Origin of the sequence: Mycolicibacterium llatzerense (assembly GCF_000878195.1) — a bacterium.
GTDB lineage: Bacteria > Actinomycetota > Actinomycetes > Mycobacteriales > Mycobacteriaceae > Mycobacterium > Mycobacterium llatzerense.
This window is the reverse complement of the sequence record NZ_JXST01000010.1, coordinates 74,080-87,411: the sequence shown is the minus strand read 5'-3', so window position 1 is coordinate 87,411 and position 13,332 is coordinate 74,080. Positions and strand designations below refer to the sequence as shown.

Annotated in this window: 15 protein-coding genes; 11 read left to right on the top strand and 4 right to left on the bottom strand. The window is 66.3% G+C overall.

The window, feature by feature from the left end; translation table 11 throughout:
- The first annotated feature begins 85 nt into the window (after positions 1-85).
- Both TL10_RS09255 and TL10_RS09250 read left to right on the top strand, forming a co-directional pair.
- The gene (locus tag TL10_RS09255; RefSeq protein WP_043394823.1) at positions 86-1,009 is read left to right on the top strand and encodes an enoyl-CoA hydratase; all 924 of its coding nucleotides are present in this window, start codon (positions 86-88) and stop codon (positions 1,007-1,009) included.
- 52 nt (positions 1,010-1,061) lie between these two features.
- Positions 1,062-1,478 carry a hypothetical protein gene (locus TL10_RS09250; RefSeq protein WP_043394825.1) on the top strand — a complete coding sequence of 139 codons (417 nt, stop codon included), beginning with the start codon at positions 1,062-1,064 and terminating at the stop codon, positions 1,476-1,478.
- Here the strand turns inward: TL10_RS09250 and TL10_RS09245 are convergent.
- Complete coding sequence (locus TL10_RS09245; RefSeq protein ID WP_043985425.1) at positions 1,475-2,296, bottom strand: SDR family oxidoreductase; 822 nt, start codon at positions 2,294-2,296, stop codon at positions 1,475-1,477. The genes TL10_RS09250 and TL10_RS09245 overlap by 4 nt on opposite strands.
- 70 nt (positions 2,297-2,366) lie before the next feature.
- Here TL10_RS09245 and TL10_RS09240 point away from each other — a divergent pair, with 70 nt between their 5' ends.
- The 4 genes from TL10_RS09240 to TL10_RS09225 all read left to right on the top strand — a co-directional run bounded on the left by TL10_RS09240 (position 2,367) and on the right by TL10_RS09225 (position 6,417).
- Entirely contained in the window at positions 2,367-3,944 is a 1,578-nt protein-coding gene (locus TL10_RS09240) for a methylmalonyl-CoA mutase family protein (RefSeq protein WP_043394828.1), read from the top strand.
- Positions 3,944-4,345 (top strand): cobalamin B12-binding domain-containing protein, encoded by a 402-nt coding sequence (locus TL10_RS09235; RefSeq protein WP_043985424.1) that lies wholly within the window; start codon positions 3,944-3,946, stop codon positions 4,343-4,345. Before TL10_RS09240 ends, TL10_RS09235 begins: the two co-directional genes overlap by 1 nt.
- A 1-nt stretch (position 4,346) precedes the next feature.
- Positions 4,347-5,303, top strand: coding sequence for an LLM class F420-dependent oxidoreductase (locus TL10_RS09230; protein ID WP_043394833.1), 957 nt, complete (start codon positions 4,347-4,349; stop codon positions 5,301-5,303).
- Between the two features lie 70 nt (positions 5,304-5,373).
- On the top strand, positions 5,374-6,417 hold the full coding sequence (locus TL10_RS09225; RefSeq protein WP_043985423.1) for a CaiB/BaiF CoA transferase family protein: 1,044 nt from the start codon (positions 5,374-5,376) through the stop codon (positions 6,415-6,417).
- Here the strand turns inward: TL10_RS09225 and TL10_RS09220 are convergent.
- Positions 6,405-6,725 carry a 2Fe-2S iron-sulfur cluster-binding protein gene (locus tag TL10_RS09220; RefSeq protein WP_043985422.1) on the bottom strand — a complete coding sequence of 107 codons (321 nt, stop codon included), beginning with the start codon at positions 6,723-6,725 and terminating at the stop codon, positions 6,405-6,407. The two genes, TL10_RS09225 and TL10_RS09220, sit on opposite strands and share 13 nt — an antisense overlap.
- A 101-nt stretch (positions 6,726-6,826) precedes the next feature.
- Here TL10_RS09220 and TL10_RS09215 point away from each other — a divergent pair, with 101 nt between their 5' ends.
- Genes TL10_RS09215 through TL10_RS09200 form a run of 4 tightly spaced genes read left to right on the top strand, consistent with a single transcriptional unit; the run spans position 6,827 to position 10,832 of the window.
- A complete protein-coding gene (locus TL10_RS09215; protein WP_110789014.1) occupies positions 6,827-8,191 on the top strand; it encodes a class I adenylate-forming enzyme family protein in 1,365 nt (454 codons plus the stop codon).
- A complete protein-coding gene (locus TL10_RS09210; RefSeq protein WP_043394841.1) occupies positions 8,176-8,991 on the top strand; it encodes an acyl-CoA dehydrogenase family protein in 816 nt (271 codons plus the stop codon). Before TL10_RS09215 ends, TL10_RS09210 begins: the two co-directional genes overlap by 16 nt.
- Positions 8,978-10,066, top strand: a complete 1,089-nt coding sequence (locus tag TL10_RS09205; protein WP_043985420.1) for an acyl-CoA dehydrogenase family protein — start codon at positions 8,978-8,980, stop codon at positions 10,064-10,066. Before TL10_RS09210 ends, TL10_RS09205 begins: the two co-directional genes overlap by 14 nt.
- A 1-nt stretch (position 10,067) precedes the next feature.
- Positions 10,068-10,832: an enoyl-CoA hydratase/isomerase family protein gene (locus TL10_RS09200; protein ID WP_043394844.1), complete on the top strand. Its 765-nt coding sequence runs from the start codon at positions 10,068-10,070 to the stop codon at positions 10,830-10,832.
- 59 nt (positions 10,833-10,891) lie between these two features.
- Here the strand turns inward: TL10_RS09200 and TL10_RS09195 are convergent, their stop codons facing one another.
- Positions 10,892-11,656, bottom strand: coding sequence for an SDR family NAD(P)-dependent oxidoreductase (locus TL10_RS09195; RefSeq protein ID WP_043985419.1), 765 nt, complete (start codon positions 11,654-11,656; stop codon positions 10,892-10,894).
- An 86-nt stretch (positions 11,657-11,742) separates the two neighbouring features.
- Here TL10_RS09195 and meaB point away from each other — a divergent pair, with 86 nt between their 5' ends.
- Entirely contained in the window at positions 11,743-12,621 is an 879-nt protein-coding gene (gene meaB, locus TL10_RS09190) for a methylmalonyl Co-A mutase-associated GTPase MeaB (RefSeq protein ID WP_043985418.1), read from the top strand.
- Here meaB and TL10_RS09185 read toward each other — a convergent pair.
- Positions 12,618-13,178 carry a TetR/AcrR family transcriptional regulator gene (locus TL10_RS09185; protein WP_043985417.1) on the bottom strand — a complete coding sequence of 187 codons (561 nt, stop codon included), beginning with the start codon at positions 13,176-13,178 and terminating at the stop codon, positions 12,618-12,620. The two genes, meaB and TL10_RS09185, sit on opposite strands and share 4 nt — an antisense overlap.
- Between the last annotated feature and the right edge of the window lie 154 nt (positions 13,179-13,332).

Below are 13,332 nucleotides of genomic sequence, written 5' to 3'. Positions count from 1 at the left end.
CTCTCGCGAGCAGACACAAAACTGTCCAAAATTGCGGATTTACGACAGTTTTACGTCTGCTCGCGGAGTAACGAAAGGTGCCCTCATGGCTACGGACAACACCGCTGACTACAAGTACGTCACGTACGAAACCCTCGACGAGGGCACCATCGCCCGAATCATGTTGAACCGCCCGGATACTCGCAATGCGCAGAGTCGCGGCATGCTCACCGAACTGCACGAGGCGTTCCTGCAAGCTGAGGCCGACGACACCGTACGGGTCGTCATCCTCGGCGGGCTGGGGCCGATGTTCTCCTCTGGCCACGACCTTGGTTCGGCACAGTCCCGCGCGGAACGCACGCCCGGACCCGACCAGCACCCGAGCTTCCGGATCAACGGTGCCACCCGGCAGGGCGCCGAGATGCTGATGCTGCAGGAATGGCACTACTACTTCGAGAACACCCGCCGCTGGCGCAACCTCCGCAAGATCACCGTCGCCCAGGTGCACGGTGACGTCTATGCGGCCTCGCTCATGCTGATGTGGGCCTGCGACCTGATCGTAGCGGCCGACAACACCACATTCGCGGACGTGGTGGGTACCCGGCTCGGGATGTGCGGCGTCGAATACTTCGCGCACCCATGGGAATTCGGTGCCCGCAAGACGAAAGAGCTGATGCTCACGGGCGACAGCCTGTCGGTGGACGAAGCCCACCGCATGGGCATGGTGAGCAAGGTGTTCCCGGCCGACGAGCTTGCCGACCGCACGCTGGAATTCGCCCGGCGCATTGCCGCCGTGCCGACGATGGCCGCCCTGCTGATCAAGGAATCGGTGAACCAGACGCAGGACAACATGGGGTTCTACAACTCCCTCAATGCCTGCTTCACCCTGCACGAGCTCAATCACAGTCACTGGGCGCAGGTGCACGACAACGGATTTCCGGTCGGGCTGGAAGAGGACGGCCTGCCGAACTGGCGCACGGCGCCGCCCGTGGTGCCGGCGGTCAAGGACCAGGTGCGCGGCGGGGACTAGTCGGAGAGTGATATTTCCGAAAATGGAGAACGGATCAGGGTACGCTCGGCCAATGCGGCGATTTTGGTCTGCGTTGGGTGCCCTGGCGCTCGTGGGATTGCATTGGCCGGCGGCATCGTCGGCTGAGCCCGTTCGGTGTGACGATCCGTCGTGCGTGCCGGGAATCAACCGCGTGGTCGCGTTGGGTGCCGACTGTGACAACGTCACCTACTTCGTGTTCGCCACGACCGACTGGGGCCGGGTCGTGTTCTGCGACTCGACGCGTGGGTTGTCTCCGCGCTACTTCCGAGCGATGCCGGTGGCCGGTATCCGTGACTTCGACACGCCCTGCGACCAACCGTTCAATCAGATGGCCCAGGCGCCCGACGGGCTGTTCCTGTTCTGTGGGCCCAAGCTGGATCGCAACGGCGCCGGCGAGAGCCGCTGGATCCGAGGCGATCACTACGACAACCCCAACTCGAACTTCTAGCCCAGGAACAGATCCGGGATCGGGTTGGCCCCGCCGCCGTAGGGGGCCAGGCTCCGGCCGGCCGCGGTGAGTACGTCGGCGTCGATGAAGCAGCCCGCGGTGCACTCGGTGGCCTGGCGGGTGAGGATCGCGACTGCCGCGTCACCCATGATCGCCGGACTGCGGGACGAGTCCAGCAGCGTGGCGCCGTCGGCCATGTTGGCCACCGCAGAAGTGGCGATATAGGTCTGCGGCCACAGGCAGTTGAACGCGATGCCGGCCTCGGCGTATTCGGCTGCCCAGCCCAGCGACAACAGCGTCATCCCGTATTTCGACAGCGTGTAGGACGGGTGTGCGCCCAGCCAGCGCGGGCTCAGATTCAGGGGTGGTGCGATGGTCAGTACATGGGGGTTGTCCGACTTGTGCAGGTGCGGCAGGGCGGCCTTTGTCAGTAGGAAACTGCCCCGGAGGTTCACCTGCTGCATCAGGTCGAACTTCTTGGCGGACAACGCCTCTGTCGGCTCCACGCCGATGGCGCTCGCGTTGTTGACGCAGATGTCGACGCCGCCGAAGCGTTCGACGGCCACGTCGACGGCCCGGTTGACGTCGTCCTCGGAGCGGATGTCACCGACCACGGCGGCGGCCTTACCGCCCGCGGCCTCGATGTCTTCGGCGGCCGTGTAGACGGTGCCGGGCAGTCGCGGGTGGGGCTCTGCGGTCTTCGCGAGGAGCACGACATTGGCGCCCTGCTGGGCGGCGGCGATGGCTATCGCCAGTCCGATACCCCTACTTGCCCCGGAGATCACCATTGTCTTGTCGGCGAGTGCGCGGTCCGTCATCGTCCTCCTATGTGGCTGTTACCGGGAATGGTATTGGCATTCTCTTTTTTTGCAAGTACGTTATCCATCGATGGATAACGATGGCCAGACTCCGTCCGGAATACCGCTGAAACCGGTCTACGGACCCGCGGATCGACAAGTGGATCCGCCGCAGCCGGGTGACTTCCCCTTCACCCGGGGCAATTTCACGTCCGGGTACCGCGGCAAGCTGTGGACCTTCCGCCAGTACTCGGGTTTCGGTACTGCTGAGGAGTCGAATCAGCGCTACCGCTACCTGCTGGGCCAAGGTGGGACGGGGCTCTCGGTTGCCCTCGACCTACCGACCCAGTGCGGTTATGACTCCGATGACGAGGAGTACGGCGAGGAGGTCGGCCGCGTCGGTGTCGCTGTCGACACCCTGGCCGATGCCGAGGTGCTGTTCGACGGGATCCCGTTGGACAAGATCAGCACCAGCTTCACGATCAACGGCACCGCAGCCATCCTGCTGGCCTTCTACGTCGCGGCCGCGGAGAAGAAGGGCGTGCCGCGCGAGAAGCTCACCGGCACAATCCAGAACGACATCCTCAAGGAGTACGCCTCGCGCGGCACCTGGATCTGGCCGCCCGAGCCGTCGCTGCGCCTCATCGCCGACACCATCGAGTTCTGTGCGGCCGAGGTGCCGCGATTCAACGCGATCTCGGTGGCGGGTGCGCACTTCCGCGACGCCGGCGCCAACGCCGTGCAGGAGATGGCATTCACGCTCGCCGACGGAGTCACCTACTGCGACACGGTTGTCGAGCGCGGCCGGATGACCATCGACAAGTTCGCGCCGCAGATCTCGTTCTTCTTCTACACCCACGGCGACTTCTTCGAGGAGATCGCCAAATACCGTGCGGGACGGCGCCGTTGGGCCACCATCGTGCGCGAGCGGTACGGCGCCACCACCGACAAGGCGTCGATGTTCCGGTTCGGCTGCGTCTCCGGCGGTGCGTCCCTCTATGCACCGCAGGCGCAGAACAATCTGGTGCGGGTTGCCTACGAGGCGCTGGCGTCGGTGCTCGGCGGCGTGCAGTCCATGTTCACCGCGGCCTGGGACGAGCCGTTCGCGCTGCCCAGTGAGGAGTCCGCGACGCTCGCGCTGCGGACTCAGCAGATTCTGGCCTACGAAACCGGCGTCGCCAAGGTGGCCGACCCGTTGGGCGGCTCCTATTTCGTCGAAGCGCTCACCGATGCCACCGAGGGGAAGATCATCGAGATCATGCGCGATCTCGAGTCACACGGCGGCATGGTGCGCTGTATCGAGGACGGCTATCTGCAGGGCCTGATCGCCGACGAGGCGTTCAAGATTCACCAGGAAACCGAGTCAGGGGAGCGGCCCGTGGTCGGCGTGAACAAGTTCGTCGTCGAGGAACCGGCGCCGGACCTGGCCACCTATGAACTCGACGCCGAAGGTCGCGACAAGCAGCTCAAACGACTGGCCAAGGTGAAGGCTGAGCGTGACGATGTCGCGGTGAAGGAAACCCTTGCGGCGCTGGCTCGTTCGGCCGAAGGCGATGACAACTTGATGCACCGCCTCATCGACTGCGCGAACGCTTACTGCACGGTGGGAGAGATGGTGTCGACGTTGAAATCGGTATGGGGCGAGTTCCAGCAGCCGGTGGTGTTCTGATGGCGATCCGAGTATTGGTGGCCAAGCCGGGCCTGGACGGTCATGACCGCGGCGCCAAGATCGTGGCCCGGAGCCTGCGGGACGCGGGCTTCGAGGTGATCTACACCGGCATCCGGCAGCGGATCGAGGACATTGTGTCGATCGCCCTGCAGGAGGACGTCGCCCTCGTCGGGCTGTCGATCCTGTCGGGCGCGCACCTGGCGCTGACGGCCCGGACCGTCGAGGCGTTGCGCGCCGCCGACGCCGGTGACATCGCCGTGGTCGTGGGCGGCACGATCCCGTTGGGTGATGTGCAGAAACTGCTCGACGTCGGTGCGGCGGCGGTGTTTCCGACCGGAACCGGTCTGGACACCCTCGTGGCGGAAGTGCGCAAGTTGACGTCGGAAAGCGCGGTGGGCTGAGATGCGCCTTGGTGTGATGATCGGGGCCGAGCGCGGCGACATGGCACGCAAGGTGTCCAAGCTGGTTTCCGATATCCAGTGGGCCGAGAGTGCGGGGCTCGACAGCGCATGGATGCCGCAGGTCCCCAACGACTTCGACTGCCTGACGATGGTCGCCCTGATGGCGGCGAACACATCGCGCATCGAGCTCGGCACGGCAGTGGTGCCGCTGCAGGCGCAGCATCCGATCGGCCTGGCCCGCCAGGCGCTTTCGGTTCATGCCATGTCGGGCGGCCGACTGGCGCTCGGTGTCGGGCCGTCGCATCACTGGATCGTGCGCGACATGCTGGGGCTGCCCTATGACAAGCCCGCCGCGTACACGCGCGATTACCTGCAGGTGCTGAACACCGCCATCGCCGGACCGGGACCCGTTGACGTGGAGAATGATTCGTTCGCCGTGCACAACCCGACGGTGCTCGCCGCCGACACCCCGATGCCGGTGCTGGTGTCGGCGCTCGGGCCGGTGATGCTGCAGATCGCCGGTGAGCTGGCGGATGGCACGTCGCTGTGGATGGCCGACGAGAAGGCGATCGGTGAGCACATCGCGCCCAAGATCAACAAGGCCGCCGCGGAAGCCGGTAGGCCGGCACCGCGCATCGTCGCCGGTATTCCGGTCTGTCTGTGTGCGAACTCGGAGATCGATGCCGCGAAGGACCGGGCGAACCGGATCCTCGCCGAGGCCGAGACGTCGCCGAACTACCAGAAGCTGCTGGACCGCGGAGACGCCCGGAGCGTTGGCGACCTGTGCGCGGCGGGTGACGAGGAGTCAATTCTCCAGCGGTTCAAGCAGTTCGCCGACGCGGGCGTGACGGATCTGTCGGTACGGCTGCTGCCCATCGGGGATAACCGCGACGAACTGATCGCATCGAAGAATCGCACGCGCGAGGTGATCGCCGAGCTTGCCAGGGCTGTCTCTTGATACGTCGAGATGACGCTTTTTCGCGACTTTTCGGCGAAAACACATCACAAACCGTAGTCTCGGCGCCGAAATGAATGGTCCACTCGCGGGCATCCGCATTCTCGAGGTCGGCGTCATGCTGGCCGGTCCGTACGCGACGATGCTGCTCGCGGATCTGGGTGCCGAGGTGATCAAGATCGAGCCGCCGGGCGGCGAGATCTCCCGGCAGGTCGGAGACAGCTACTTCGCGAGCCTCAACCGCAACAAGACCAGCATCTGCCTGGACCTCACGTCGGAGGCCGGCAAGGCGCGACTCGGTGAGTTGGTCGCCGAATCCCATGCGCTGCTGGTGAATATGAAGCCGTCGGTGATCCGCCGGCTGGGCCTGACCTATGAGTCACTGTCACGCTTCAACGAGAAGATCGTCTGTGTGGCGATGACGGGCTTCGGGCTCGACGGCGGCGACGACCCCGCGTTCGACTACGTCATCCAGGCGGCGACCGGGGTGGCGGCCATGACCGGCGACCCGGACGGACCGCCGACGCTGCCGGGCTATTCGTCGGCCGACAACTCCACCGGGATGGCGGCGGCACTGGGCCTGCTCGCGCAGATTGTGTCCGGGCGCGGCGGTCAGGTCGAGGTCTGCCTGCGCGATGTGATGCTGTCGCAGCTGAACTACCGTGCCGCGGCGTATCTGAACGACGGCATCCATCCGCGCCGGCACCCGAACGGTGCGCACTCGTACTACGTTCCCGCGCAACTCTTCGAGACCGCGGACGGGTATCTGGCGCTGTTCATCACGCACGACGGGTTCTGGAAATCGTTTGTGGGGGAATCGGGTATCGGCCGCGACGGTCAGATTCCGTTCGCCACCATGGCTGAACGCGCCGCCAGTCGGGACGAGGTGCTCGCGGTGGTCGAGGAGGTGCTGTCGACCGATACCGCCGCCGGATGGGAGAAGCGGCTACGTGCTCTCGGAATTCCCACCGCGGCCGTCCGCTCGTTGCCCGAAGCCTTGGAGGCGACGCCGGAAGTGACCGTCACCGCAGGCGATTTCCGCTTGATCGGCAGTCCGATCAGGGTCGCGGGGTACGAGCCGCAATACCGGCCACCGCCGGCCGTTCAGTCGTCGTAGCGCACCGTCACCGACGCGGTATCCGGAATCGCTTGGCAGGTCAGCACGTAGCCCTCGGCGACTTCGTCATCGTCGAGGGCTTCGTTGTTGCGCATGGTCGCCGTGCCCTCGGTCAGTCTGGCGATGCAGGTGCCGCAGTTGCCGGCCTCGCAGGAGAACGGCGGCGCCAGGCCGGCCCGTCGTGCGCTGTCGAGCAGGGTCTCGTCGCCGACGCGGGGGACCGACACCCGCTGCCGGTCGAGGTGGATGGTGATCGTCCCCATGCCCGTCTCCGTGCCGGTCTGAGCCGTTGTGGTGGCTGGTCCCATTGGCGTCCCGTCGTCGCGTATTGTCGTTCTAACTATAGGAGAATATGATTCTCGGTATCAACCGGAAATCTTCTCACTCTCCAGGAAGGGGCGGGCGCGACGTGGCTGACGGTGCGGTGCTCGCCTTCGCGGAGCGGGAGTACAGCTGGGCGGAGCTCGACGCCCTCGCCGGCGGGATGGCCGCGGCGTTGGCGGCTCGGGGCGCCCGCAGCGGCGCCCGGGTCGCCGTGATGTCCTCGACCCGCCCGGAGTTCGTGATTGCGCTGCATGCGATCTGGCGCCTCGGCGCCGCCGCCGTGCTGCTCAGCCCGTCGTGGCGACGTGCCGAGGTGCAGCACGCGCTGGCGCTCACCGCACCGTCGTACGCGGTCGGCGACAGTCCCGTCCTGGCTGAGCTGATGCCGATGCTGCATCTCGACGAGCCCATCACGCCCGCGGACTCACCCATCGATGCGCCGGCTCCGGATTCCGATGCGGTGCTGGCCTTCAGCTCCGGTACCACCGGCCTGCCAAAAGCGGTCCGCCACACCCACCGTGGGCTGGCCGCGGCAGTGCGGCAGTGGCGCGCCGCGCTCGGTCTGTCGCAGGCGGACCGCCTGCAGGTGATGACCCCGCCGTCGCACATCCTGGGCCTGCTCAACATCATGACCGCCCTGGACGCCGGTGCGTGGATTCGGCTGCACCCGCGGTTCGACGTCGAAGCGATGCTGCGCCACATCGAATTCGATCGAATCACCATCGAAATGACCGTGGCGCCAATCGCATTGGCCCTTGCCGCCCACCCACGGCTGGAGACCTACGACCTCTCGTCGCTGCGGTACCTCATGTGGTGCGCGACGCCGGTGACCGCGACGGTGGCCGAGGAGATCACGCGCCGTACCGGCGTGGGCTGGGTAACCGCATACGGGGCAACCGAATTGGTCGTCATCACGTGCGATGACCTCAGCGGTGGACGGCTGGACACTGTCGGCAGGCCGGTACCCGGCGTCGATGTGCGCATCGGGGAGTCGGGCGAGATCGAGGTTCGGTCGGAGGCGATGATGGCCGGCTACCTGCCGGCCGAGGAAACGTCGACGGTCATCGTCGACGGTTGGTTCCACACCGGAGATATCGGACATCTCGATGACTCCGGGCGGCTACGGATCACCGACCGGCGCAAGGAAATGATCAAGGTCCGGGGCTTCCAGGTGGCACCCGCGGAGATCGAGGCGGTCCTGCACTCGCACCCGGCAGTGGCCGACTGCGCGGTGTTCGGACTGCCCGACCCCCAAGACGGCGAGACCGTGGTGGCCGCGGTGGCTACGAACGCCGCGGTCTCCGATATCGAACTGATGGACTTGGTCAGCGAGCGGCTGGCCTCCTACAAGCGGCCGAGCCGCGTTGTGTTCGTACCCGAAATCCCGCGGCTGCCTTCAGGGAAGGTGTTGCGCCGAGTGCTCAAGGAGCGCCTGTGGACGTCCGTTTGACCGCCGAACAGCGGCAACTCGCCGAATCGGCAGCAGAATTGGCCGCCGACTTCGGCCTGCACTCGGTTGCCGATCTCGATGATGCGAATCGTCGTGCGCAACTGGAGAAGGCCGTCGACAGCACCGGTTTCCGGACCCTGCGATCCGACGGGGCCTCGGGTGTCGAGGTGGCCATCGTCGCCGAGGAGTTCGCCCGCGGACTGGTGGACGTGCCGTTCCTCGGTCCTGTGCTCGCCGACGACCTCCGGCGGGTGCTCGGTCGCGAGCCCGCAGTTGCCGGGGCACAACCGGATTCGGTCGACCTGTTGGGTGGCATTTCCGGTGTGGTCGAGTCGCCACCGGAGCTGGGTGAGTTGTCTGTCGAGGACGCCGGTCGCTGGCGTGCGCTGGCGCTGACCGTCACCTGTGCTGATCTCGTCGGCGCGGCGCGCGGGGCGCAGGCGTTGGCCGTCGATTACGCCAAGGTGCGCGAACAGTACGGCGCGGCTATCGGCTCATATCAGGCCGTCGCACATCTGCTGGCTGAAAGCCTCGCGCTCATCGAAGGATCGATCAGCGTGCTGCGGCATGCCGCCTGGGCAGTCGATGCATTGCCCGCCACAGAGGCCATCGAGGCGGCGCGAATTGCCAAAATCTACTGTGCGCGTGCGGCGTTGACTGTCTGCGAGACATCGATTCAGGTGCACGGCGGCATCGGCAACACCTGGGAATGTCTTGCCCACGTGTACCTGCGCCGCGTTCTGACGGCCACCGAATTGTGGCCCGCCAAGTTGGAGGAGCTGACCATTGGACTTTCGTGATTCGCCGGAGGAAGCCGCTTTCCGGGACCGGCTGCGCACGTGGCTGACCGAGCAGAAGGGCAAGTTCCCGACCTCGGGTGACGAATACTGGGCAGCTCAAGGTGATTGGCATCGCGCGCTCTACGGCGCGGGTTTCTTCGGCACCTCGTGGCCGAAGGAATTCGGCGGTCAGGAACTGCCGCCGGTGTACGACGTGATCGTCGACGAGGAGATCGCCAAGGCAGGTGCGCCCGCGCGGCCGAGTCTCGGCTACCTCGTGGTGGGGCTGGGTCATCACGGCAGCAAGGAACTGCAGCAACGGTTCCTGCCCGGGATGATCAACGGCACCGAGCGCTGGTGCCAGGGCTTCTCCGAGCCCGGCGCCGGATCGGACCTCGCGTCGCTGACCACGACGGCGACCCGTGACGGCGACGAGTACGTCATCCACGGCCACAAGGTCTGGACGAGCTATTCGGATGTGGCTGACTGGTGTCTGGTGCTGGCGCGCACCGACAAGGAAGTCGCCAAGCACAAGGGGATCTCCGCCTTCATCGTGTCGATGCACCGGCCCGGCATCGAGCAGCGGCCGTTGAAGATGATCAGCGGTGTCACCAAGGAATTCGGCCAGGTGCTGTTCGACGGCGCGCGCGTGCCGGTGGAGAACATGGTCGGCGCGCCGGGGGAGGGCTGGAAGCTGGCGATGACGGTGGTCAGCCACGAGCGTGAGCCCTCGACCCTGGGGTTCTCGGCGCGGTACGGAAAACTGGTGCGGCAGTTGTCCTCCCGGGTCGACGGCCCGCCGCCGGAAGCGCTGTCCTGGGCGTGGGTGCAGACCGAGATGCTGCGTCTGCACGTACGCAGGCGGCTTTCTGAGCAGCTCGACGGGATCACCCACGGGCCGCAGGGCTCCCTCGACAAGCTGCTGATGACGTGGACCGAGCAGGCCGTCGGCCATGCAGCCTTGGCGACGGTGGGTACCAGTGATCCAGAGCTGTTCGGCGCCTACATGTACAGCCGCGCACAGAGCGTCATGGGGGGCACCTCACAGATTCAGAAAAACATCATTGCGCAACGAATTCTCGGATTAGGAGTCTGACTTGTACGGCATGCCAACGGAAATCGAGGTCCGCGCCGATGGCCCGTTGCGGATCATCACGCTGAACCGCCCGGAGGAGCTCAATGCGGTCAACGACCCGCTGCACTGTGGGTTGGCGAGGATCTGGGAAGCGCTCAACGAGGATGCCGATGCGCGCGCCGCGGTGATCACCGGGGCCGGCCGGGCCTTCTCGGCGGGCGGCGACTTCAACTACCTCAACGAGCTACGTAACGATGAAGCCCTGCGGCAGAAGACCATCAAACACGGCCGCGACCTCGTCATCGGTATGGTTCGCTGCCGCATCCCGGTGATCGCCGCGGTGAACGGGCCGGCCGTCGGCCTCGGGTGCAGCCTGGCCGCGCTGTCGGACATCGTCTACCTGGCGGAGAACGCGTTCTTCGCCGACCCGCACGTGCAGATCGGGCTGGTCGCCGCCGATGGCGGCCCGCTGGTGTGGGGCTCGCAGATAAGCCTGTTGCAGGCCAAGGAGTTTGCGCTGACGGGTGTGCGGATCAAGGCGGCGCGCGCGCTCGAGCTCGGCTTGGCCAATCACGTCGTCGCCGACCCGCTGGCCGAGGCCATCGCCTGCGCCAAGCAGATCGCCGAGTTGCCCAAGCAGGCCGTCGAGGCCACCAAGCGTCTGATGAACATCCAGTTGGAGCGCTCGGTGATGGCGTCACTCGACTACGCGAATCTCGCTGAATACGTGTCGTTCGGCACCGCCGACTTCAACAAGATCGTGGACGGATTGATCGCCAAGGGATAGGCCGCCCGGCACGGCAGGTGGGGTTCACGCCGCGGGCGTGAACCCCACCTGCCGTCGGGTCACCGTGGCGGGAAGCGCAGCGCGCCGTCGAGACGGATGACTTCGCCGTTGAGGTAGTCGTTTTCGATGATGCTCTGGGCCAGCTGCGCGTACTCCGACGAGCGGCCCATGCGCTTCGGGAACGGGATCTGCGGGGCCCAGTACTTCTCGAGCTGGTCGGCTGACTGGCCGTAGGCGGGGGTGTTGATGGTGCCCGGTGCGATGCTGACGACCCGGATGCCCAGCGGAGACAGGTCGCGCGCGGCGACCAGCGTCATGCCGAGCACGCCGCCCTTGGCGGCGGAGTAGGGCAGCTGGCCGATCTGGCCTTCCATGCCGGCGATCGACGCGGTGTTGATGATGACGCCGCGCGCACCTTCCTCGAGCGGGTCGGTCTTGGCGATGGCCGCGGCGGCCAGGCGCATCACGTTGAACACCGCGGTCAGGTAGAACTTGATGGTCGTCTCGAAGCCGTCCAGCCCGAGCGGTGAACCATCCTTGCCGATCAGTCGTCCGCCGGCAGCGGGGCCACCGTGGGTGTCCACCGAAATCCTCAGCGGGCCAAGCGATTCAGCCTCCGCAATGGCGGCCTGCACCGATTCCTCGGAGGTGGCGTCGGTGTGGACGTAGCGGACGCCGAGCTCGTCCTGCAGCGCCTTGCCCTTGTCGTCGGCGACATCGGCGACGACGACCTTTGCGCCCGCGGTGACGAGGCGCCGCACTGTCGCCTCGCCGAGTCCGCCGGTGCCCCCGACGACGATGGCCGAGCTTCCACTGATCTCCATACCGCCTACCCTTCATGCAAGGAATGCTCTCTCTATCGGAGAATAACATTCTCAATCAAGAGGGTGGGTCGGATAGAGTTCGGACGATGACGATCGATGAGCTCATTGCGGCGGCCCGCGGTGGTTCCCTCCGCGCGGCCGGCCGGCTGCTGAGCCTGGTCGAGAGTCCGCGTCGGACTGAGGTTCTCGACGCCCTGGGCCCCCTCGGCGGCTTGGCGCCGCCGCGGGTGCTGGGCATCACCGGGCCGCCCGGCGCGGGGAAGTCGACGACCGTCGGCGCGCTGGTCGGGGCGTACCGCGAGCGCGGGATGCGGGTGGCGGTGCTGGCCGTCGACCCGTCGTCGCCGTACAGCGGCGGTGCGCTGCTGGGCGACCGGATCCGGATGGCCGCGCACATCAACGATCCCGACGTGTTGATCCGATCGGTCGCCACGCGCGGCCACCTCGGCGGCCTGGCGGCCGCGGTGCCGGCCGCCATCCGGGTGCTCGCCGCGCTGGCCTATGACCTGATCGTGCTCGAAACCGTCGGCGTGGGGCAGTCGGAGGTCGAAGTCGCCGCGATCGCGGATCCGACGATCGTGATTCTCAATCCCGGCGCCGGCGACGCGGTACAAGCCGCGAAGGCCGGCCTGCTCGAAGTCGCCGACATCGTCGTCGTGAACAAGGCAGACCGGGACGGCGCCGATCAGACGGTCCGCGATCTACGTGCCGAAAGCGCGGTGCCGATCCTCAAACTCATTGCCGCACAAGGTGAAGGATTGCCCGAGCTGGTCGATGCGATCGACGCGCATCACCGGGCCGACAGCCCGGAACGCCGAACTGCCCGCGCCCGCGCACAGATCCTGTCTCTGGCGCTCACCCGTCTGCGGGACCACCCCGACCTCGGTCGGCTCGCCGAAGCGGTCGCCAGCGGCAACGACGACCCCTATTCGGCCGCGGAAAGGCTGTTCGCCGGCGAACCCTAGAGGCCGAGCATTCGTCGAGTCATCTCCAGGAGCTGCGCGCGCAGGGTTTCGTCGTCGATGTCGGCGACCAATGGGTGCATCACGGCCACGCTGATCGCACTGGACAGCATCGCCGCGTGCAGCCTGGCGGCGACACCGTCGTCAGTGCCCAGCAGTGCGCCGTACAACCGCTCGACAAACCGCTGAAACGGCTCGTGCTCAGCTTGGAGCCGGATGATGACGGGATCGAACTGCAGCACGTTCACCGCGCCGCGGCGGTCGATGGCCAGATCGATCACCCTGTCCAGCAATACTTGTCGGGCCTGTGCTGCGTGGCCGGTGGCCTCGGCGGCGTCCAGCGCGTCCTCCAGCTTGCCGAGTTCGCGCTCGGTGATGGCGACGACGATCTCTTCTTTTGTCTTGAACTGTTTGTAGACGGCGGCCTTTGTCACGCCCATGGTGTCGGCGATCATCTGCAGCGAGGTGCCACTGACACCGTGCTCGGCGATCAGGGTCAGCGCGGCGTCGAGCACCCGGGTCTGTGCGGCGCTGCGCGTGATGTCGCTGAATTTCCCCACACGCCAAAGGGTAGCCGAGCATTGACCGCCAGGTTGCCGATCGGCTACCGTTCGGAGGTAGCCGATCGGCAACCGGTTCGGCGGACGGAGGGAGTCCTCCTGTGGACTTGCGACCCCAATGGATAAGCCTTTGGCTGGTGCCGATTTTCGGTGC

What these genes read in the sequence shown, in the direction of transcription:
- TL10_RS09240 (WP_043394828.1), top strand. Translation starts at nt 2,367, where the DNA reads ATGGATAACGATGGCCAGACTCCGTCCGGAATACCGCTGAAACCGGTC.
- meaB (WP_043985418.1), top strand. Translation starts at nt 11,743, where the DNA reads ATGACGATCGATGAGCTCATTGCGGCGGCCCGCGGTGGTTCCCTCCGC.
- TL10_RS09255 (WP_043394823.1), top strand. Translation starts at nt 86, where the DNA reads ATGGCTACGGACAACACCGCTGACTACAAGTACGTCACGTACGAAACC.
- TL10_RS09195 (WP_043985419.1), bottom strand. Translation starts at nt 11,656, where the DNA reads ATGGAGATCAGTGGAAGCTCGGCCATCGTCGTCGGGGGCACCGGCGGA.
- TL10_RS09230 (WP_043394833.1), top strand. Translation starts at nt 4,347, where the DNA reads ATGCGCCTTGGTGTGATGATCGGGGCCGAGCGCGGCGACATGGCACGC.
- TL10_RS09235 (WP_043985424.1), top strand. Translation starts at nt 3,944, where the DNA reads ATGGCGATCCGAGTATTGGTGGCCAAGCCGGGCCTGGACGGTCATGAC.
- TL10_RS09225 (WP_043985423.1), top strand. Translation starts at nt 5,374, where the DNA reads ATGAATGGTCCACTCGCGGGCATCCGCATTCTCGAGGTCGGCGTCATG.
- TL10_RS09220 (WP_043985422.1), bottom strand. Translation starts at nt 6,725, where the DNA reads ATGGGACCAGCCACCACAACGGCTCAGACCGGCACGGAGACGGGCATG.
- TL10_RS09250 (WP_043394825.1), top strand. Translation starts at nt 1,062, where the DNA reads ATGCGGCGATTTTGGTCTGCGTTGGGTGCCCTGGCGCTCGTGGGATTG.
- TL10_RS09245 (WP_043985425.1), bottom strand. Translation starts at nt 2,296, where the DNA reads ATGACGGACCGCGCACTCGCCGACAAGACAATGGTGATCTCCGGGGCA.